This is a genomic window from Pseudomonas sp. H2_D02 (assembly GCF_054677635.1).
Genome location: NZ_CP162816.1, coordinates 64,364 through 84,171 on the forward strand (window position 1 = coordinate 64,364; position 19,808 = coordinate 84,171).

Consider the following 19,808-nt stretch of genomic DNA (forward strand, 5'->3'; position numbering starts at 1 on the left):
GACCTCCCGGAAGGCAAGAAGATTCAGTGGCTGCGAATCTTCTCGACAATAGCCGTTGTCGAACTGTTTTCCACCAGTCCCAATACCTTCACGGTGCCACCGTAGGCCGTGACGATGTTCGCACCCACGACCTGATCAATCCCATAGTCACCGCCCTTGACCAGCACATCCGGCTTGACCTGGGACAGCAGGTTTTCCGGCGTGCCTTCGCTGAAGCTGATCACCCAGTCCACCGCGCCAAGGCCGGCCAGGACCGCCATGCGTCGGTCGACGCTGTTGATTGGGCGCCCCGGTCCCTTCAGGCGACTCACGGATGCATCGTCATTGACCGCGACGATCAAGCGATCGCCCTGTGCCCTGGCTTGTTCGAGATAGGTCACGTGGCCTGCATGGAGAATATCGAAGCAACCGTTGGTGAACACGATTCTTTCGTTGTGGGCACGGGCGTCGTCAACCGCCAGCAGCAGTTGCTCAAGACCCAACACACCCCGCTCGGACCCTTCTTCACGTTGAATGGCGCGACGCAGCTCAGGCGCGCTGATAGCAGCCGTACCGAGTTTACCGACAACGATACCGGCGGCCAGGTTCGCCAGGGCTACTGCATGGGGCAGTTCTTCGCCGGCAGCGATGGCGGCCGCGAGCGTGGAAATCACGGTGTCGCCGGCGCCCGTCACGTCAAACACTTCACGGGCTCGGGCCGGCAAGTGCAGAGCCGGGTGATCAGGCCGTAGCAGCGTCATGCCATGCTCGCCTCGGGTGACCAGCAACGCCCCCAGTTCGAGGTCGTGCATCAACTGCGCGCCCTTGCTCACCAACTCGTGTTCATCAGCGCAACCGCCGACGATGGCCTCGAACTCGCTGAGGTTCGGCGTGATCAGGCTGGCGCCACGATAAATGGAAAAGTCCTTGCCCTTGGGATCGGCCAACACCGGAATGCCACGGGCACGAGCAGCCTGGATCAGCACCTGATGGTTCTTCAACGCACCTTTGCCGTAGTCCGACAACACCAGGACCTTGATCCCTTCGAGCAGGCTATCGACCTCGGCACCGAGGGACAGCGGATCGGTGGCGAACGGTTCTTCGAAATCGATGCGCAGCAATTGCTGGTGACGACTGATGACTCGGAGCTTGACGATGGTTGGCTGATGCGCAATGCGCTGGAAAATCGCCCGAACACCCGCGCCCTTGAGGCTGTTGGCCAGGCTCTCGGCAGCCTCGTCATCACCGGTCACGCCCACCAACGACGCCGGCGCACCGAGTGCGGCGATGTTCAGGGCAACGTTGGCGGCACCGCCGGGGCGATCCTCGATGTGCTCGACCCTGACCACCGGTACCGGGGCCTCGGGGGAAATCCGTGATGTACCGCCATGCCAGTAGCGGTCGAGCATGACATCGCCGACCACCAATACAGGGGCTTGATCGAATCGCGGCATGGACAACTTCATGGAGCATTCCACATACAAAATGAACAGGGCGGGGATATTAGCACAGGGCTGGAGAAGGCTCGTCCATGGCTGTAGCCGGATGTGACAGATTGTTGGGTCAGGGCTGTACCGATGCCCATAACCGCTCGCAAGCCTCGCTCAGTTCCAGGTCGCCGGTGTCGATATCGCAATCAGGTGCCACCGGAGCTTCATATGGGCTGTCGAGGCCAGTGAAATTTTTCAGCCGTCCGGCACGCGCCTCTCGATAGAGGCCCTTGGGGTCACGCCGAGCACACACCTCGAAGGGGGTGCTGACATAGACTTCAAAGAAGGATCCCTCAGGAAACAAATGTCGCGCGGCCTCACGATCGGCTCGATAGGGCGAAATGGCCGCGACAATAACAACCAGCCCGGCGTCCACCATCAGCCGCGCGACTTCGGCGATGCGTCGGATATTTTCCTTGCGCGCTTCAGGCGTCATGCCGAGGTCGCTGCACAACCCCTGGCGCAGGTTGTCACCGTCAAGCAGGCAGGTGTGAAAGCCCTGCTCGTGCAACCGCACATCCAATGCATTGGCCAGGGTCGACTTCCCTGCCCCGGAAAGGCCAGTCAACCAGATGCATCGCGGTTGTTGGAATTTGATCGCGGCCCGAGCCTGCGGGGAGATCGTCAACGCGTGAGCCGGATTCTGTTTTTGAATGGACGCCGTTTTTGACATTCGTTCCATGAATCAAGCACCTCCCGTACTTACCGATTGCTCAGAAGTAAAGCACAGGCTGATTCAGCCAGCTCAACGAATCAAGGGCGGCGGGTCTGGCCGTCGTCCTGCGGTGACATACCCAAACGCCGAACCCAGAAGAGTTCGTGCCGGCGAACCGACTTTCGAAAGAACTCGTCCTCTCCGGTACGAGGCCAGTGGCGCCCGGCTAGCAACCGCTGGATGGTGCGGCGCAAGCGGCGCTTGAACGGAGGACGGCCCTGCAGGTCATGTTGCATCCCCAGTGCCATAGCCTTGTCCATGCGCACGGAAGCATCCAGCAAAGGGCTCCACAACCCATCGGCCGGCAAAGGCTCGATGGCGGGTGGCAGCGCGATGCCATAACCCGCCGGGCCCATTGGCCAACGGTCGTTGTCGTGCAGGTGGTTGGCATAGAGCAGTAATGTCTGCGGCCGCCAGGCGCTGAGTTCGATCGCCTCCATCAACGCCCGCGTGCCCGCGATGTGGTCGCTGTGGGGGTCCAGCTCTGGATGCGGCGTGAGTACCACCTCGGGTCGATGATGTTCGAGCAGGTGAGTCAGGTCGGCCACCAGGTTACGCCATGTGGGCATGCCATCAACGTCACCCGGCAGGCTCAGGGCATTGAATCGACGGACTTCGCGGATATCGTTCTCGCCCGACTCCAGCGAACCGAAGCTCTGGGCCGGTGCCTTCGCCATGGCATCCAATTGCAGGCAGTAGTAGCCCAACTGAACACATTGCTGTTGTGCCACCCCGCCCCATAAAGGCACCGCCAGGCTGTCCCAACTGCGCAAGCGCCCCTTGAGACGAGCGGCTTGCGCAGGGTCCAGGCCCATATCGCGATAACGCTCAGCCTCGATCTCTCCTTGGGTGAGTGTAACGATAGCGACCTCTGGCGCGCGGCTGTATAGCCCGAAGGCCGCCAGTTCGGCATCGTCGGCATGTGGTGCGACGATCAGCAAACGCTGCTGGGCGAAATCCGGGTTGCTCAGGACATGCAACGTAGCCTGTGGCGCAACTTTGCAAAAACGACCGCGTAGCGCCAGGGTTCCGGACGCCAGTGCCTGCCCTTGCCCGGTCAGGTTGAGAAAGCGCTCTGCGCCAACCCCCCTCTCCAAGTCCTGACGGTCATCACCGATCAGAACCTGGGGATCAAGAAAATGCCCCAACCAGCTGCTTTTTACCCGTACCTGCAAGACCAGTGTCTGATGAGTATCGAACGCCCCCGCGACTTGCAGGCAACCTTCCCTCAGCGTGACAGGAAATTGCGGAGTGCCCGCCGGAAACTCATAGCGATAGTCATCACCGGGGGCATAGAACAGATGGTCGGAGAGCCAGGCCTCGTGCGCAACCCAGCCCACCGCAAGAAACACCACGAGCGACCACCACGACACCGTATAGCCAAGCAGCAACGCTGCCAACAATACGCCAACCAGCAGCAGGCGCTTGCGTTGACGATGACGTTTTAGCAATTGCTGCTTGCGTGCGCTCACGGTTTGTCTCTCTCGCTCATGGGTTGTGTCTTTGGTCAAACCTGATAGACCGGAACCCGCTTGCACCATCGGTCCTTGTATTCACGATCGGCACGGCCGAACGAGTAACGCAACGGCTTCCCAAGCGCCCGGGCATGCTCCCACTCGGCCTGGGTATTGACGTAACTGAGTACGCTGCCAGGGCTGAACTCGCGACTCTGCGGGTGAACCCCGCCGTTGATATATTCAAGGCTGACCCACTTGGGCGCCTCGACCCTATAGAGAATCTGGATGGCCACCGGCTCGTCATTCAGGTAGATCAGCGATCCGGTCATGAACTCACGCATCAGGCTAAACACCTCGGCCAGATGCGTCTTGCCAGGCGCCTCGAAATTCCATCGACGCTGGAACAAGTCGGCATAAACGGCGGCCTGTTCACTGGCGGACAACTCCAGTATCGACCGGATAATGCCACCGGCATCCTCAAGCAAGCGCTGCTCACGACGCTGGTTATAACGGAACTTCTTGCTGTACTCCTCAGGCTCCCGCGCCAGTGCCAGGCCTTCGGACTGCTCAGCGAGGCCGAGAACCAGTGGGGCATTGAGTTCCGATACATAGCGCATGCGGTGCCGCAGGCGAATCTGGGCGTCTTCACGGATGGGCAGGATGACCTCGGCATTGCCAAGATCGAGCATGCCCCGCTTGCCTTCACGCTTGAGCACATCCTTTGATAGCGCAACATGACGGCCCCACGTTGGCATGGCGGCACACAGTTGGCCGTTGGCAAACCATCCAAGGTAACGCACCGCGATACCCACCAACCCGGCCAGGCGTTCGACCACATCAGGGTGTGTCGCCACGCTGCCGCCGAACTCATGCCAGGCTCGGGCGTAAGCCGCAGCGTCTATGGGTGTCCAACCGCTTTCTCGCCAGGTCCGCCAATGACTCAGGATCAAACGAAGGACTCCTTCGCCGCCTCGTCAGTTTCCTCGACAAAATCCTTTTCGTGCAGGCGTGCGTAAAAGCCGTTCAATGCCAACAGCTCGGCATGTGTGCCTCGCTCGACAATACGGCCTTTATCCATCAGGAGAATAAGATCGGCCTTTTCAATGGTGGACAACCGGTGGGCAATTACCAGGGTGGTACGGCCCTTCATCACCTGGTCCAGGGCTGCCTGGATATGGCGCTCGGACTCAGTGTCCAGGGCCGACGTCGCCTCATCAAGAATCAGCAGCGGAGCATTCTTGAGCAAAGCCCGGGCAATCGCCAGACGTTGGCGCTGGCCACCCGAAAGCAAGACTCCGTTCTCACCCACCAAAGTGTCATACCCCTGAGGCATCTGCACGATGAACTCGGCCGCATAAGCGTCTTCAGCTGCCTTGCATACGTCTTCAAACGGTGCGCCGGCCAGGTCGCCATAGGCGATATTATTGGTAACAGTGTCGTTGAACAGCGTCACCTGTTGATTTACCAGGGCGATATGGCGGCGCAGGTTGGTCAGTCTGTATTGCTCGACATCCACTCCGTCCAGCAGTATCTGGCCCTTGTCATGGTGGTAGAAGCGCGGGATCAGATTGGCAAGTGTCGATTTGCCGCTGCCCGAGCGCCCAACCAATGCGACCATCTGGCCCTCTTCGGCAGTAAAGGAAACATCGTCGAGCACAAGCTTTTCCGTGCCAGGGTATTGGAAGCTCAGGTTGCGTACTTCCAAGCGGCCATTGATCCTGGCTATTTCCTGGGTACCCGTATCGACTTCCGGTTCTTCGTCGAGTTGCTCGAAAATGCTCTCCGCCGCCGCCAGCCCTTTTTGAATCGTGGCGCTGACCTCCGATAATTGACGGATAGGCTTAGGCAGCAACCCGGCGGCAGTTATGTAGGCAACCAGTTCTCCCGCCGAGGCATCGCCACGCAGGTAAAGCACCAGGTACATCAATACCGCCATGCCGATGTAGATCACCAACTGCAACATCGGCGTGTAGATCGATTGAGTACGGGTCATGCCCAGGCTGCGGTTCATGTTATCCGCGCTGGCCTTATGAAACCGTTCGATTTCGTAGTGTTCGCCGCCGAAGCTGCGTACCACCCGATAGCCTTGAATGGTTTCCGAAGCCACGTGTGTCACATCGCCCATCGCCACCTGGATTTTCTTGCTTTGCTTGCGGAATTTTTTGCTGGCACTGCTCACCAGGACGGCAATGACCGGCAATATCGCCAACAACACCAAAGTCATTTTCCAGTTGCTGTAGAGCAGGTAGCCGAACAGAAACACCACGGTCAGGCCTTCTCGGATGACTACCTTGATGGCATCGGTAGCGGCACCGGTGACCATGGTCACGTTGTAGGTAATGCGGGAAATCAGATGGCCAGAGTTATGGTTGTCAAAATAACGATTGGGCAAAGTCAGCAGGTTGTCGAACAACGCACAACGCAAGTCATGGACCACGCCCCGGGCGACCTTGGCGAGGTAGTAATTGCCAAGAAATGAACCGACGCCCTGGTAGACCGCAATCAGCACTATCAATAGCGGAACACCCAGTACTAGCGAGACCCCCATGAACTGGGTGTCATTTGGCTTTTGTAGCGCATCGAGAAAATGCTTGAGCATGTCCGCCAGCATCGGCTGGCTGGATGCGAACAACACGAAGCCAACAATACTGACGGCGAAAGCGCCCCAATACGGGAGTACGTATTTCAGCAATCGCAGATAGATCTTCATGCTCGATTGCTGGTCGGAATTGGCCATTCGGTGCGCCTCGCACGTTTGAAAAGACAGACAGGCTGCGGATTGTAACAGCGAACCAACGACTAAATCGGCCCGCACAGGACGAAGGGCGGAACATGCGGAGGGACTTCTTCACCGCGCCGCCCCGTCAGCCAGCAGCAGGAATGCTCCGGGTGGAACTGCTGATTTCGGGAGTACCACGAGCAGCCAATACAATGCTCAACGCAATTGGCAGCCACGTGATGAACCAATCCGCGTTAGGTTTGAGCCATAGGCCAATGCCATCTGTCAGCAATGACGTGCCGGAGAAAACCCAGAGTATCAGCAACACTTGACCCAGCGGCTGCGCGCGTGAAACCCAACCACGCCAGCCAGCAGCCAGCCAGAGCGAACAAAACAATATCAGCCCAGGAACACCGAGACGTACACCGGTATCCAGAAAAAGGTTGTGGGGATGCTTGAATGACTGCGAGATTTCAGGAATTGGAATTAAATATTCATGGAAGCCCAACCCTGTCGCCCAATGCTCCACTATCAATCGAACACCAGCGCCCCACAGTTGTGGCCGATAGGAAATTCCGCGTTGCAATAGAATCTCGGGTTTGAATACAGCGATGAATGCGACCCCGGCAATGCCTAGAAAGATCAACGCTCCGGTCAGCCTCGACGGCCTGGCCACGCCTGTTACCAACAAACCCGCGGCCAAGCCTACCCATACACCGCGTGTCTGATTGAAGCCCAAAAACATCGCATATCCCAGGAAAGGAATGACCAACAGCATCATTGCCAAAGGACTGAAACGTTTGGTCTGCATCGTAAAAATGCCAATGATTGCGAGCGCCCCCACCGCATGCGCGGCCGGAATGGCGGTGTTCCATACGCCAATGGCAAGCACTCGTGCGCTAAAAGGCTGAGCGGCAAACTCATAGAAATAGATCCAGGAGGCCAAAGCAAAAAAACCGCCCAGGATCGACGCATACAACAACATCGATTCGAGCCGCCATTTACTGTTCTGTGCCGCCAGCAAAATGCCGAACAGCGTCAGCGTCACGTAGAGCGTAACTTTCGCCTTGCCGAAACCGCTGTCACCGCCCTCAACCAACAAGACCAATAACGTCCAAGCCATGAATAATGCAAAAAGCGCCCACTCCGGCTGCTTGAACAGCAGCCTGAAATCCCGATGGAACAACGCCAGCAAGGCGGGCAGCCACAGCAGGACAATCAACATCTGGTGATACATTTTATTGCTCGGCAGGACCCACGCCCCACAGAGCAGAACCAGAAAACCAATGGATGCCCATGCCACCAAGACATCCTTATCGATCAATCTTTTCATATTCCTCAGCATCCAACTTTACTCAATATCCGATCCGTAACTCGTTGAAGCTGGGCTCTATCCGCATTCTTCCAACCACCCTTGATACAGTAGTGCTCGGAAAGGTAGTGGAGAAAGTTGCGCCGCAAACGCTCATCGAGCGGCCACTTGGGAAATGCACGAGACAGTTCCAACACCCGCTCAGCGTTGTCGGCATGCATCACCAGGCCCTCGATGTTGAAAAAAGCCTGGCCCAGCGTGAGCACGGGCTTGCCCAACAACAAGCTTTCCAGCCCCACGGTCGAATTGATGGTAATCACGAACTGGCAGGCTTCGATCAGTTGCTGTGTGGCATTGCCATTGGCGAAGAGCAGGCGCTCATGACAGCGCTCGTGCAGCTCGGGATACGTCTCGCGGCTGGACGGATGCTCCTTGAAAACTACCGTCAGGCCAGTCTCTTTGACCAGGCGCTCGCCCAGCGCAAACATCTCGCGCATATTCCTGATCCACGGAGAGAACAGTCGAACCTGGCTGTCTCGATCATCCTGGAAGGGAATGAATATAAACTGCCCAGGCAGCGCAATCGGTGCCGGGCCGGTAGTACGAGGCGCACGGGGAATCAGCACCGCTGGCGCCTGGTCCTCTGGTACCGAATGCGGGTAATTGAGGTAGAAATCGGCTTCGCGCGGAACCGCATTCAGATAGTTCACGCCACGCGGGTCCACCGTCGTTGTATCGGGCAACAAACCATTCTCGAAAAAAACGTCCTGCAGCCCGTCGGCGCGAGCGCCACCAACAATCGGCAATAACGATGAGAACCGTTCCAGAACGCCAATACATCAGGACGTTCCTGATCAAGCAAAGCCTGGGCGCGCAGTGCCATCCAAAAAAGTTCGAGGCGTAACAGCAAGCGATACAGAAGGCCGTCGTACTTGTTCTTGACTCGACGCTCCTCGCATTTTTCCTGGATCAAGCTCGACCAATCGATGCGCGAAACGACCCTGGAGATCAGCAGAGACCTTGGCCAAGGCATTTGTTGGGGAGTGACGACTTTTCCCTGTAATTCGGTTTCGCTGAGCAAGCGATTGAAATAGAGGCCTTGATGCTTGGCCAAGGAAATGAACAGCGTTTTTGTCATGGAATTTCCAGAAAGACGGCGCCATGCAGGCCCTTACACAGAGCGAGCATCTTGGAAAATTGGCGCGACTATACCACAGCGGTTTTTGCAGCCCGCACACTGCGTTAACATATGCGGCTGCCCATCCCATCGGGCCAAGCCCCGGAGCCTTGATGCAAACGCTCGACCATACTGTTTACCTCAGCCTGCGTGAAGGTGCCGATGTCCTCGAAGCTGACCGCCAGGGGGATAAAGTGCTGCGCTTGGCTGATGGTTCGATGTTCAAGCTGTTTCGCCGCAAGCGGCTGCTGACCTCCGCACTGTGGTCGCCCTACGCCAAGCGCTTCGCCGACAACTGCCAGATTTTGCAGGGGCGCGGCATCGAATGTCCGCAAATTCGCCACGTCTATCGCATTCCCTCAATTGAGCGTGACGCAGTCCATTACGACCCTCTGCCCGGCAGCACGCTTCGTCAGTTGCTGGGCAGCGACGACCTTGGCAATCTTCGCGCACAACTTGGTGAGTTCATGGCACGCCTGCATCAGAGCGGTATCTATTTTCGCTCGGCGCACCTGGGGAACGTCGTGCTGACGCCGGAAAACTCTTTGGGTTTGATTGATATAGCTGACCTGCGCAGCTATGGCAGACCATTGCGCAAAGGCCTGCGCCTACGCAATTTCAAGCATATGCTGCGCTATCGCCAAGACCGCGAATGGCTACTGCGCGACGACCAGTTTCTGCAGCACTACCTTAGTCACCAACAGACGTGCAGTGAACTGGAGCTTAGAACGGCGCTCAACATCTGATTTGCCGAAAATCGATGTCAACCGGCAGCGGGCAATCTGAAGGTTTCGAACTTTCGCTCGGGATTCACGCCTTGCAGCAAGCCTTCGATCAGCTCGACGGTTTTTGCCAGCCCTTGGGAGCCGTAGACCAAATGGTAATCGGCGAAACCTCGGGCCTTTTCCACGGACTCTGGATAATTGCGCTCGAGCGCTTGCAACTGATGAGAGAAAGCCCCCTCGTCACGCACCTGCGGTCCGAAAAACAAGGCGTGAGCAAAAATATCCTCATCACTGCCCGCATTTACGTAGATGACCGGCCGACCAGCCAAACCGGCTTCTATGCCGGCATTGGACATGATATTGACCACAACGCTAGCCCGCGCCAGAGCCTGGGCCAATGATTGATTGATATCCAGTAGCTCGATATTGGAGAAACGTGTAGCTGCATCGCTCCAGAATTGAGCCTTGCTGCGCGGATGGCGCTTGAACAGCACACGGTAGTGAGGATTGCGCCCAGCCCACTCACGCAGTAGCCGATAGGTTTCTTGATAACCGGACTCCTTCTCGCGGTCCGGCCCGACCCCCAGGATCAATAACGTCTTGATCGCTGGATCCGCAACAGGCAAATCATAAGTTTCATCGGCAAGGTACGAACCGAGCAGCACCACCGTCGACTCGCCAAACCGCAACGTCCGCTCTTGCAACGCCACCAATGAACTACGGCCAAAGACCCCGTAGTAATCGTAGTCATTCATTCCCAGACGACGAGAGGATTCCAGCGTCGTCGCGTGGGCCAGATGCAGCAACCGGGCGCCACGCGCAGCCAATGCAAGACGCAGGAACGGCGCATGGAGACTGCCATTGCGCTCGTTGATCAGCACTTTTGGTTGATACGTCGTCACCAGCCACTGGGCGTGGGCGGCATAGACCAGATAACGTAGCGGCACGGACTGTGGCGGAGCCAAAAGCATGCGTTCGCTACAAGCATGCGAGGGAGATCGAAGCGCAGCCTCCGTCAACCGGCATCCTCGCTTGCGCAGTGCATCGATCAGGATATTCTTGCGCTGCAACGCCATGGATTTTGGCGCCGAATGCAGCAGCAGCACTTCACAGGGCGTGGCGTCTACCGAATCTCTCAAGCATGCCTTCGCACGCAGTCCGACCACCGTGTCGACCATCACATCACGAGACAGCCGCAACAAACTGCCAAGGCGACCATGACGCTGACGCAACAATTTCCAGCGATAGAGGTCCAGCTCACGAGCCTTTCGAGCCCAGCTGTCGTCGGCCTGGAAGGCAGCGTGATCAGGACTCGAAGCGCTCACTTGAACAACAACCGGACGGCCTTACGCGTGTAGGACCAGCGCATGATCGAAAAAAGTTGGTACGTACGGCCCGGGCATAAAAAGCCTTTGCGCGAACGTAGTCCCCAGCGCTATAGCAGTCGCGGAACAAGGACAGGCAGCGCTGGGCGGTAAAGGCCTGACGCAGGTCCTGCAACTCCGCCGACATCCGCGCAGGAGCAAACACCTCGTCCACCATCTCCACCCCCGCAGCCAGGCTTTGCTTGAGGTCATGTCGCATGCTGTCATCATGCTTGTGGATCAGCGCGAGCGGCTGATCCAATGTGGAACATGGAAAGCGCGCCAGCACTTGGGCAAATACAGGTATATCTTCGACGTTACGCAGGTGCAAAGGATAATTGCCTGGCCCGAACACCTCGCGGTGCATGACGCAGGCTCCGTTGGACAGCGACACCGTCTTTTCCAGCAGATAGCCACGAACACGTTCACGCGGCGTCACCGGCAAGGGCGTGGCGCTGTGCTGGACGCGACGACCGTCGGAGAACACCGACCAGTGGCCGCCAATAATCAAACGACTCTCGGGATTATCGGCGACATGCCGGGCCACAGCCGCCAGCGCGCCCGGCGCCATCTCATCATCCGCATCAAGGAAGATCAGGTACTGGCCCCGGGCTTCCTCGATCCCACGGTTCCGCACCGACGACAGACCACCGTTGGGTTTGCGCAGGGCTCGAAAGGCCCCGGCATGCTCGACCAGCAACTGCTCTACAACTTGAGGCGTCGCATCAGTGGAGCCATCGTCGATCACCAGCAGCTCTGCCTGGGCTTCGCCCAACTGCGCAATGACAGAATTCACCGCTCGCGGCAATGTCTCGGCGTAGTTGTAAGCTGGAATGATGACACTGACCAACATCTCAGTCATAAACATCCACGCCGTCTTTGACCACCAGAATGTCTTCCATGATCAGGTACTGCAGGTCCGAACCGAAGAACATGTTCAGCGCGTCGGTCGGCGAGCAGATCATCGGTTCGCCGCGACGGTTGAGCGAGGTGTTCAGCGACACGCCGTTGCCGGTCAGGACTTCCAGGGCCTTCATCATGTCGTAGTAGCGCGGGTTGTATTCGCGCTTGAGCACCTGGGCCCGGGAGGTGCCGTCTTCGTGGACGACTTCCGGCACGCGGGTCTTCCATTCTTCGGCGACTTCGAAGGTGAAGGTCATGAACGGTGCCGGGTGATCGACCTTGATCATCTGCGGTGCGACGGTGTCGAGCATCGACGGGCAGAAAGGCCTCCAGCGCTCGCGGAACTTGATCTGCTCGTTGATACGATCGGCCACGCCGCTGGCGCTCGGGCAACCGATGATCGAACGACCGCCCAAGGCACGCGGACCAAACTCCATGCGGCCCTGGAACCAGGCCACCGGGTTGCCGTCGACCATGATCTTGGCAATGCGCTCGGGGGTGTTGTCGATCTTGCGCCACTCAGGCTTGCTCGGATGGCGGGCGCACGCGGCGATCACGTCTTCGTTGCTGTAGGCCGGGCCGAGGTAGACGTGTTCCATCTTCTCCACCGGCACGCCACGGGCATGGGACACATAAGCCGCCGCGCCTACCGCCGTACCGGCGTCTCCGGAAGCCGGTTGCACGAACAGCTCCTTGACGTCATCACGGGCGATGATTTTCTGGTTCAGCTTGACGTTCAACGCACAGCCACCGGCGAAGGCCAGCTTGCCGGTTTCCTTGAGCACGTCGCCCAGGTAGTGGTCGATCATCTGCAATGCGAGCTTCTCGAACAGCGCCTGCATGCTCGCCGCGTAGTGAATGTACGGCTCGTCGGCGATGTCGCCTTCACGTTTCGGGCCGAGCCATTCGATCAGCTTCGGCGAGAAGTAGAAGCCCTTGCCTTTCTCTTTATAGCGGCGCAGGCCGATCACGTTGGCGTAGTCGGTGTTGATCACCAATTCGCCGTTTTCGAACGAAGCCAGGCGCGAGAAATCGTACTTGGTGGCGTCGCCATAAGGCGCCATGCCCATGACCTTGAATTCGCCGTCGAGCATTTCAAAACCGAGGAACTCAGTGATCGCGCCGTACAGGCCACCCAGGGAGTCCGGATCGAAGAATTCCTTGATCTTGTGGATCTTGCCGTTTTCACCGTAGCCAAAGAAGGTCGTGGCGTATTCGCCCTTGCCATCGATGCCCAGGATCGCGGTTTTTTCCTGGAAGCCCGAGCAATGATAGGCACTGGAGGCGTGGGCCAAGTGGTGCTCGACCGGCTCGATCTTGATCTTTTTCGGATCGAAGCCCAGTTGCTCCAGGCACCAGACGATCTTGCGGCGATAGCGCTTGTAGCGACGGTTGCCCATCAGGATCGCATCGAGGGCGCGGTCCGGTGCGTACCAGTAACGCTTGGCGTAGTGCCAGCGAGCTTCGCCGAACAGACTGATCGGGGCAAACGGGATCGCCACCACATCGACATCGGAAGGCTTGATGCCGGCCTGTTCCAGACAGAACTTCGCCGACTCGTAGGGCATGCGGTTCTTTGCATGTTTATCGCGTACGAAGCGCTCTTCCTCGGCCGCCGCGATCAGCTTGCCGTCAATGTACAGCGCTGCGGAAGGATCATGGCTAAGGGCGCCGGACAGGCCAAGAATCGTCAATGCCACAGGGTCTAGCCTCTTATGTCTGCATACGGGCGACAAGCGCCGCGAAAATGAATGTGCCGCGCACCTAGGGGTGCGGGGCAGCTAAAGGGCGGGATTATAGCGTAAATGCGGCCTTAAGCCTCTAGCGATGAGTCGTAGGGTTTACACGGTCCGTGGCGAGGGAGCTTGCTCCCGCTCGGCTCTGTAGGAGCTGGCGAAGGCTCGGGCCGCGTTCGGACGATCTCTTGATCTTTCGCTTGAGACTCAAGTGCCTGGGGAAAGATCGCAGCCTAGCTTCGCTCGACAGCTCCTACAGGCGCAGCCCAGCGGGAGCAAGCTCCCTCGCCACAGTGATCGGTTACACGATAGCCGACGTGTTATCGACTGCCTTGGGCAAGCGCTCATCGATCACGCGATACAACGCACTGTCCTGCGGCCAATTGCGCATAAACCGCGCCCGATCCCGGGCATAGGCCTGGGCGAAGCTGGACTGGCTGCGGTGTTGGCACATCGAGTCGAGGTCGATCAGCGCCCAGCGATCGTCTTGCCAGAACAGGTTGTGCCCCTTGAAGTCGCCGTGACTGATGCGCTCGCGGATCAGGTCGGCGAACAAGCGATCCAGCGCCAGCAACTCAGTCTCGGGAGCTTCACCGTTCTCCACGTAAGGGCCGAAGCGTTCAATGATGTCCGGGCCCGACAGGTGCTCGGTCACCAGGTAAGCCCCTCGGCGCAGCCAGAGGAAACGCTTTTCCAGCAGCGCCAGCGGCTTGGGCGTGGCGATGCCGAGGAAAGCCAGTCGATGCCCTTCGCGCCAGGAATGCCAGGCGCGACTTGGACGCCAGAAGCGCTTGAGCCAATGGGCGAAGTTCTTGATGTTGTAGCGCTTGATCACCAGGGTGCGACCATTCGACTCGACCTTGCCGACACTGGCCGCGCCGCCCGTCTTGTACAGATGGCCCCGGTCGAGCAGTGCATCGGCCTGTTCCAGCACCGGGACCATCGCGACCTCTTCATCACGGCGGATCGCTCGCAGCCCGAACGGTCCGCGCTGTACGCTGAACAGGCTGCACTCGCGCCCGACCTTTTCGAGAAAATCTTTCAGCCGCCATGCGTGCACTTTATCGATCTGTTTTTGCAGCGCCTCCATGGGCAAGGCGTGTTCGGCGTTGCCCAACAGGTAATACACCAGCAGTTCTTCATTGAACGGCTCGATGGATTTGGGAAGCTGGGCGAAGAACACCCCGAGGTTCTCCAATACCTTCTGCCGCGACAACGGCTGCCCCGGGGTTTCGGCGCGAATACCGGCGCCATCGATCAGATAGAGCTTGCCGCCGTGGCGCAGCAGGTTGTCCAGATGCAAGTCTTCTTGCCACAGGCCCTTGCCGTGGAGTTGCGCAATCGCACCCAGGGCCTCGGCCAACACTGCCGTTTGCTCGTCCGCCAACATTGGAAGGTGCTCGACCTGTTTCCAGGCGTCACCGAGGCTTTCGGCGTCCTCCAGCAGCTCGAACAGCAGCCAGCCACCCTCGCCCTCCTTCAAGCCATCGGCCAGCAGCAGCGGCGTCGTCAGTCCCTGCTCCGCCAGGAGGCGAACGCCTTGCAGTTCACGCTGGAAGTGCCGGGGCGCCTTGCTGCCCACCAGCAACTTGGCCAGCACCGGCCGACCACGCCAGATACCGGCACCGACGTAACGTTGGCCCGGCAACACTCGCAACAGTGAAAGCAATTGCAAACGCGCCGGACCGGCGGCATCGGCCAGCTCCACGCTCAGGGGCAGGCTAGGGCTGCGACCGGCGCTTTTCAATTCCGACAAATGCATCAGCGGGCCTCCTTATGGGTGCGTCGAGCCCTCAACCGGGTCATCCATTGATCCACCAGCGCACCGCCAAGGGGCTGGTCCAGATACGTAGACAGCAACTGGCGGACATCTTCTTCGCTCCAGATCCTGGCCCGGCGCAGCAAAGGCTCCAGGTCCTTGACTCGATCACGCTGGCCAAACAGCAGCGGCCGAGTCTTTTCGAGGTCGATCAATTGCGCCTGATAACCGTCGGCAGTGGCTTGCAGGAAGATGTGCTTGGGATAGAAGCAGCCATGCACCTGATGCATGCCGTGTAGGCGCCGCGCCAACTGCCCGCAAGCGTTGAGGACTGTGGAGCGCTGCTCTGCCGTCAGGCTTGGCCAGCGTTGCAACAGCGAGTCCAGGTCGTCCCAGCCATCCAGGGCACGGGTCAGCAAGACCGCTCGCACTTCGCCATGTACCTTGCGCTGGCCATAGAACACCGCCTGCAACGCCGGAATCCCCAACTGGCGATACCGGCTGATGTTGCGAAACTCCCTGGAAAAACTGGGCTCGCCAAAAGGGTGCGAAAAGGTCCGGGTCAGGTAATTGCTCTGGCGCTTGAGGTAATAGCCCTGCCCTTCGAGCTCCAGCCGGAACACACTGCTCCAGCCGCCGCCTGCGGTATTGGGCTCATCGACGGCGTCCAGTTCTCGCGACCAAAGGGCCTCGAAGCTGTCCAGGCCATGACGTGCAAGCAACGCCCGGTCTTCAGCGGCCAGGAAATCAGTCATTCACGTCCCTCAAAAAATCTCACTACATGGCGGATGCGTTTTTTGTCACACGCATCGAGCCGGTCACGCTGGCGGTATTGCAGGTAGAAGCGCAGGCGCTGGGTGCTCGACAGGTGGCGCTTGGCAACCTTGTCAAGGCAGGCCAGGTCTTTGGTAATCCGGTACTTGAGCCAGAAGCCGCGCCAGAAATCGCCGTTCGGGCAATCGATCAGGAACAGCCGCGACTGGTCGTCGATCAGCAGATTGCGCCACTTCAGGTCGTTATGGGTGAAGCGGTGATCGTGCATGATCCGGGTATAACCGGCCAGTTGACGGCTGACACCATCGACCCAGGCGCGGTCGCCCAGGCGCGGATCGCGCCGATTAGCCAGCGCTGAAAGATCTTCGGTTCGAGGCAGCTCACGGGTGATCATTGCCCCGCGATCGTACGCCGCGCCACGTCGCTCAAGGCCCCAGGCAACAATCTCGGCCGTGGGAATCCCCCACTTGGCGAATCGCTTGAGGTTCTGCCACTCGGACTTGACCCGGGGCTTGCCCAGGTAGCGCCGCAAGCCTTTGCCGACACCGACGTAGCGCTTGACGTAATAGTTCACGCCGTTGCGCTGTATGCGGATCACCTCCGACAGTGGATCGCGGGTCAGACGCTCTCCCTGCAGGGCAAATACCGCATCGAGGCTGCCGAAATCCTGCGCCAGTTCAGCGTAGGCCGGCTCCAGGTTCCAACCCGACATCAGAGCGCATCCCCGTACCGCTGCTTGCGGTCATACAGCTTGTTGGCCTTGCCTTCGAGCCACGCCAGCAACGAAGCCTCTTCAGCCAGGACCTGGCGCAGCGGCTGCTGGAAATAGCCCTTGAGGAAACGCAGCTTGTCGCGGCGGGTCAGGCCAATGTCCAACGCCGAGAAATACAGGGCCGCCAGGTCCTTGTTACGCCAACGGGTGGTAATGGCCGGGCGGGTCTGGGCGCGGTGCAAGTCGATCACCGAGAGCTTGAAATCCTCGGGCGTCACCGGCTTGTCGGTGTGCAGCAGGAAGTGGCAGATATAGCAGTCACGGTGGTTAACGCCGACGCGGTGCATCATGCCGGTCATGCGCGCCACTTCGGCGATCAGGGCGCGCTTGAGCTTGGGCGGCGGCGCTTGCTTGACCCACTCGATGCTGAAATCTTCAAGGCTGATGGTCGGCGCCAGCTCTTCGGTGATGATAAATGAATGCTGGTCCGCCGGATTGCTGCCCTTCTCGCCGTAGGCGACGGCCGTCATGGTCGGCACGCCGACTTCTTGCAGGCGCTGGATGGCCTTCCATTCCTGGCCCGCACCGAGCACCGGCAGCTTGGCGGTCAGCAAGTTCTTGAAGATCTCGCCCCAGCCAATGCCACGGTGGATCTTCACGAAAAAGCCGCGACCGTCCACCTCCGTGCGCAGGGTGCGCCGGGCTTCGAGCTCACGGTAGACCTCGCCCTGGAGCGCTTCGACTTCGGCGAACGCATCGCGTCCGGCCCAAAGGCTCTTGAACGGTTCGGCCAGCATCAATTTCATCAAGCGTGCTCCGCCAATATCACATCGGCCGCGTGCTGCGGCATGCTGTAGAGGTCGGCCGTCTCGGCGAAGGCCAGACCGTTGCGACTCCAGGTTGCCCGGGCATCGGCATCACTCAACATCCGCCCCAGGTACTCGGTGAGCTGCGCTTGTTCGAACGGCTCGTCCAGCACCAGGCCACTGTCGGCCTCGGCGATGTAGTGGGCGTACCCACACACTGCGCTGACCAGCACCGGCAATCCGGCCACCAGCGCTTCAAGCAAGACAGTGCCGGTGTTTTCGTTGTACGCCGGATGGATCAACAGGTCGGCGCCCAGCAGGAAACGCGGGATGTCACTGCGCCCCTTGAGGAACCGCACGTTGTCACCCAGACCCAGCGCGGCGCTCTGCAGTTGGAATACTTTGGGGTCGTCCTGGCCAATTACAAACAGTCGGGTGCGTTTTCTCAATTGCGCGGGCAACGCGGCCAGGGCCTTGAGGCTGCGATCCACGCCCTTGGTCTTGAACCCGGAACCGATCTGCACCAGCAACAGGTCGTCGTCGGCCAGCTCGAATTCGGCCCGGAACGCGGCACGGATTTCGTCAGCGTCGGCAGGCCGGCGGCGGTCCTGGGCGATGCCTGGCGGCAGCAGGTGAAAACGTTCCAGCGGCGTGCCGTAGTGCTTGATGAACAGCGGTTGCTGGACTTCGGAGATCATCAGCACGTCGGTCTTGGCGTCCTTGGCGAACACCGCCCGCTCGTACTCGGCGAAATGCCGGTAGCGGCCCCAGCGCCGGTACAACGAATTGCGCAGGTTTTGCGCCTTGTCTTCGAAGCAGCCATCGGCGGCGTAGTACACGTCCAGGCCGGGCATCTTGTTGAAGCCGATCAAGCGGTCCACCGGGCGCTTGGCCAGGTCCGCTTCCATCCACGCGCTGAGTTTCTCGTTGCGGCGATGATTGAACAACGCCTTGACCGGCGCCACCAGCACTTCGAAGCCGGGCGGCACGTCGCCTTCCCAGATCAGCGTGTAGACGCGGATCTGGTGACCGCGCCGCTGGCACTCCAGGGCGATGCGCATGAAGTCACGCTGCAGGCCGCCGAAAGGGAAATATTTGTAAAGGACAAAAGCCAATTGCATCAGCGCGGCTCCTCAGCCAATAACGTGCTCAGGTGGCTGGCGACACGCTCGGGATTCAGACGCGTGAAGCACAGGGGCTGCTCGCGTTTCAGGTCGAACCGCCGGGCATCCTCGGCGGTGGGTGGATAAGTGCATTGCTTCTGCATGCAGGGCGCGCAAGGGAAATCACTGGCGAGGTGAATCTGGCCCTTGCCATAGGCGCCGGTGAGCACCGGATTGGTCGGGCCAAGCAGAGAAATGGTCGGCACGTCGAGGGCCGCGGCCAGATGGCCAAGACCGGTGTCCACCGCCACGCAAGCCTGGGCGCCGGCGAGCACCTTGCCCATGCCGCCGAGGTTCAACTTCGGCAATACCAGGGCATTGCGCAGCCCATTGGCAATGCGCTCGGCCCGGGCCTTCTCGGCCGGGCTGCCCCAGGGCAGTTTCACCACGACGCCGAACTGGCCCATGCGCTCGGTGAGCTGGCGCCAGTAAAGCTCGGGCCAGTGCTTGGACTCCCACGTCGTGCCGTGCAGGAATACCACGTAGGGATAGGGCCGTGGCAATTCCACCAGGCGGTCGATGTCGAGGCCATAGTTACCCTGGGTTTGCGGCAAGTCATAGCCCAGCGCCAGGGCGAATAACTGACGCACGCGCTCCACCGCATGCTGACCACGGGCCACCGCCAGGCGCCGCGAATAGAAACGCGCCGCCAAGGGTTCGCGAGCCGAGTCTTTATCCAGGCCGGCGACCGGCGCCTTGACGTAGCGAGTCAGCCAGGCGCTTTTCAACAGGCCCTGGGCATCGATCACCAGGTCGTATTTGTCGGCGCGCATGCTCTGCTTGAAACGCCGCCATTCGCCACTCTTGATGGTTTGCCAGAGGTTCTTGCGCCAGCGCCGTATCGCCACTGGAATGACCTTGCCCACGGCCGGGTGCCAGGTGGGAATTTCGGCGAAGCCTTCTTCCACCACCCAATCGAACTTGATGCCCGGAATAGCCCGCGCCGCATCGCTCAGCGCTGGCAACGTATGGACCACGTCCCCCAACGAAGAAGTCTTGATCAGCAATACCCGCAAG

The 19,808-nt window shown here is 59.5% G+C and carries 17 protein-coding genes and 1 pseudogene; 1 reads left to right on the forward strand and 17 read right to left on the reverse strand.

The window, feature by feature from the left end:
• Positions 1 to 23 precede the first annotated feature (23 nt).
• The 8 genes from hldE to AB4N42_RS00335 all read right to left on the reverse strand — a co-directional run bounded on the left by hldE (position 24) and on the right by AB4N42_RS00335 (position 8,786).
• Positions 24 to 1,445: a bifunctional D-glycero-beta-D-manno-heptose-7-phosphate kinase/D-glycero-beta-D-manno-heptose 1-phosphate adenylyltransferase HldE gene (gene hldE, locus AB4N42_RS00300; protein ID WP_030140199.1), complete on the reverse strand. Its 1,422-nt coding sequence runs from the start codon at positions 1,443 to 1,445 to the stop codon at positions 24 to 26.
• A gap of 97 nt (positions 1,446 to 1,542) precedes the next feature.
• Positions 1,543 to 2,142, reverse strand: coding sequence for an adenylyl-sulfate kinase (cysC, locus tag AB4N42_RS00305; protein ID WP_030140200.1), 600 nt, complete (start codon positions 2,140 to 2,142; stop codon positions 1,543 to 1,545).
• Between the two features lie 80 nt (positions 2,143 to 2,222).
• Positions 2,223 to 3,656, reverse strand: a complete 1,434-nt coding sequence (locus tag AB4N42_RS00310) for a PIG-L deacetylase family protein (protein ID WP_407684280.1) — start codon at positions 3,654 to 3,656, stop codon at positions 2,223 to 2,225.
• Between the two features lie 35 nt (positions 3,657 to 3,691).
• Complete coding sequence (locus AB4N42_RS00315) at positions 3,692 to 4,588, reverse strand: GNAT family N-acetyltransferase (RefSeq protein ID WP_460116361.1); 897 nt, start codon at positions 4,586 to 4,588, stop codon at positions 3,692 to 3,694.
• A complete protein-coding gene (gene msbA, locus AB4N42_RS00320; RefSeq protein ID WP_030140203.1) occupies positions 4,588 to 6,378 on the reverse strand; it encodes a lipid A export permease/ATP-binding protein MsbA in 1,791 nt (596 codons plus the stop codon). Before msbA ends, AB4N42_RS00315 begins: the two co-directional genes overlap by 1 nt.
• Before the next feature lie 127 nt (positions 6,379 to 6,505).
• On the reverse strand, positions 6,506 to 7,693 hold the full coding sequence (locus AB4N42_RS00325) for an O-antigen ligase family protein (RefSeq protein ID WP_187293325.1): 1,188 nt from the start codon (positions 7,691 to 7,693) through the stop codon (positions 6,506 to 6,508).
• 5 nt (positions 7,694 to 7,698) lie between these two features.
• Positions 7,699 to 8,382 (reverse strand): capsular polysaccharide export protein, LipB/KpsS family, encoded by a 684-nt coding sequence (locus tag AB4N42_RS00330; protein ID WP_460115700.1) that lies wholly within the window; start codon positions 8,380 to 8,382, stop codon positions 7,699 to 7,701.
• Positions 8,379 to 8,786 carry a hypothetical protein gene (locus tag AB4N42_RS00335; RefSeq protein ID WP_460115701.1) on the reverse strand — a complete coding sequence of 136 codons (408 nt, stop codon included), beginning with the start codon at positions 8,784 to 8,786 and terminating at the stop codon, positions 8,379 to 8,381. Before AB4N42_RS00335 ends, AB4N42_RS00330 begins: the two co-directional genes overlap by 4 nt.
• 176 nt (positions 8,787 to 8,962) lie before the next feature.
• Here AB4N42_RS00335 and AB4N42_RS00340 point away from each other — a divergent pair, with 176 nt between their 5' ends.
• Positions 8,963 to 9,595, forward strand: a complete 633-nt coding sequence (locus AB4N42_RS00340) for a phosphotransferase (protein ID WP_030140206.1) — start codon at positions 8,963 to 8,965, stop codon at positions 9,593 to 9,595.
• A 17-nt stretch (positions 9,596 to 9,612) separates the two neighbouring features.
• Here the strand turns inward: AB4N42_RS00340 and AB4N42_RS00345 are convergent, their stop codons facing one another.
• The 9 genes and pseudogenes from AB4N42_RS00345 to waaC all read right to left on the reverse strand — a co-directional run bounded on the left by AB4N42_RS00345 (position 9,613) and on the right by waaC (position 19,807).
• Positions 9,613 to 10,899 carry a capsule biosynthesis protein gene (locus tag AB4N42_RS00345; RefSeq protein ID WP_198797234.1) on the reverse strand — a complete coding sequence of 429 codons (1,287 nt, stop codon included), beginning with the start codon at positions 10,897 to 10,899 and terminating at the stop codon, positions 9,613 to 9,615.
• Positions 10,896 to 11,800 (reverse strand): annotated as a pseudogene (locus AB4N42_RS00350) (glycosyltransferase family 2 protein). Before AB4N42_RS00350 ends, AB4N42_RS00345 begins: the two are co-directional and overlap by 4 nt.
• Positions 11,793 to 13,541 (reverse strand): carbamoyltransferase family protein, encoded by a 1,749-nt coding sequence (locus AB4N42_RS00355; RefSeq protein WP_030140209.1) that lies wholly within the window; start codon positions 13,539 to 13,541, stop codon positions 11,793 to 11,795. Before AB4N42_RS00355 ends, AB4N42_RS00350 begins: the two are co-directional and overlap by 8 nt.
• 337 nt (positions 13,542 to 13,878) lie before the next feature.
• Positions 13,879 to 15,339 carry a lipopolysaccharide kinase InaA family protein gene (locus tag AB4N42_RS00360; protein WP_460115702.1) on the reverse strand — a complete coding sequence of 487 codons (1,461 nt, stop codon included), beginning with the start codon at positions 15,337 to 15,339 and terminating at the stop codon, positions 13,879 to 13,881.
• On the reverse strand, positions 15,339 to 16,091 hold the full coding sequence (locus AB4N42_RS00365) for a lipopolysaccharide kinase InaA family protein (protein ID WP_030140211.1): 753 nt from the start codon (positions 16,089 to 16,091) through the stop codon (positions 15,339 to 15,341). Before AB4N42_RS00365 ends, AB4N42_RS00360 begins: the two co-directional genes overlap by 1 nt.
• Positions 16,088 to 16,822: a lipopolysaccharide kinase InaA family protein gene (locus tag AB4N42_RS00370; RefSeq protein WP_460115704.1), complete on the reverse strand. Its 735-nt coding sequence runs from the start codon at positions 16,820 to 16,822 to the stop codon at positions 16,088 to 16,090. Before AB4N42_RS00370 ends, AB4N42_RS00365 begins: the two co-directional genes overlap by 4 nt.
• Positions 16,822 to 17,628, reverse strand: coding sequence for a lipopolysaccharide core heptose(I) kinase RfaP (gene rfaP / locus AB4N42_RS00375; RefSeq protein WP_460115705.1), 807 nt, complete (start codon positions 17,626 to 17,628; stop codon positions 16,822 to 16,824). The genes AB4N42_RS00370 and rfaP overlap by 1 nt, the downstream gene beginning before the upstream one ends.
• Positions 17,628 to 18,749, reverse strand: a complete 1,122-nt coding sequence (locus tag AB4N42_RS00380; RefSeq protein WP_030140214.1) for a glycosyltransferase family 4 protein — start codon at positions 18,747 to 18,749, stop codon at positions 17,628 to 17,630. Before AB4N42_RS00380 ends, rfaP begins: the two co-directional genes overlap by 1 nt.
• A complete protein-coding gene (waaC, locus tag AB4N42_RS00385) occupies positions 18,749 to 19,807 on the reverse strand; it encodes a lipopolysaccharide heptosyltransferase I (protein WP_030140215.1) in 1,059 nt (352 codons plus the stop codon). The genes AB4N42_RS00380 and waaC overlap by 1 nt, the downstream gene beginning before the upstream one ends.
• Between the last annotated feature and the right edge of the window lies 1 nt (position 19,808).

Excerpts from the sequence above, each read along its gene's own strand:
- hldE (WP_030140199.1), bottom strand. The coding sequence starts at position 1,445 with ATGAAGTTGTCCATGCCGCGATTCGATCAAGCCCCTGTATTGGTGGTC.
- cysC (WP_030140200.1), bottom strand. The coding sequence starts at position 2,142 with ATGTCAAAAACGGCGTCCATTCAAAAACAGAATCCGGCTCACGCGTTG.
- msbA (WP_030140203.1), bottom strand. The coding sequence starts at position 6,378 with ATGGCCAATTCCGACCAGCAATCGAGCATGAAGATCTATCTGCGATTG.
- AB4N42_RS00325 (WP_187293325.1), bottom strand. The coding sequence starts at position 7,693 with ATGAAAAGATTGATCGATAAGGATGTCTTGGTGGCATGGGCATCCATT.
- AB4N42_RS00340 (WP_030140206.1), top strand. The coding sequence starts at position 8,963 with ATGCAAACGCTCGACCATACTGTTTACCTCAGCCTGCGTGAAGGTGCC.
- AB4N42_RS00360 (WP_460115702.1), bottom strand. The coding sequence starts at position 15,339 with ATGCATTTGTCGGAATTGAAAAGCGCCGGTCGCAGCCCTAGCCTGCCC.
- AB4N42_RS00365 (WP_030140211.1), bottom strand. The coding sequence starts at position 16,091 with ATGACTGATTTCCTGGCCGCTGAAGACCGGGCGTTGCTTGCACGTCAT.
- AB4N42_RS00370 (WP_460115704.1), bottom strand. The coding sequence starts at position 16,822 with ATGTCGGGTTGGAACCTGGAGCCGGCCTACGCTGAACTGGCGCAGGAT.
- rfaP (WP_460115705.1), bottom strand. The coding sequence starts at position 17,628 with ATGAAATTGATGCTGGCCGAACCGTTCAAGAGCCTTTGGGCCGGACGC.
- AB4N42_RS00380 (WP_030140214.1), bottom strand. The coding sequence starts at position 18,749 with ATGCAATTGGCTTTTGTCCTTTACAAATATTTCCCTTTCGGCGGCCTG.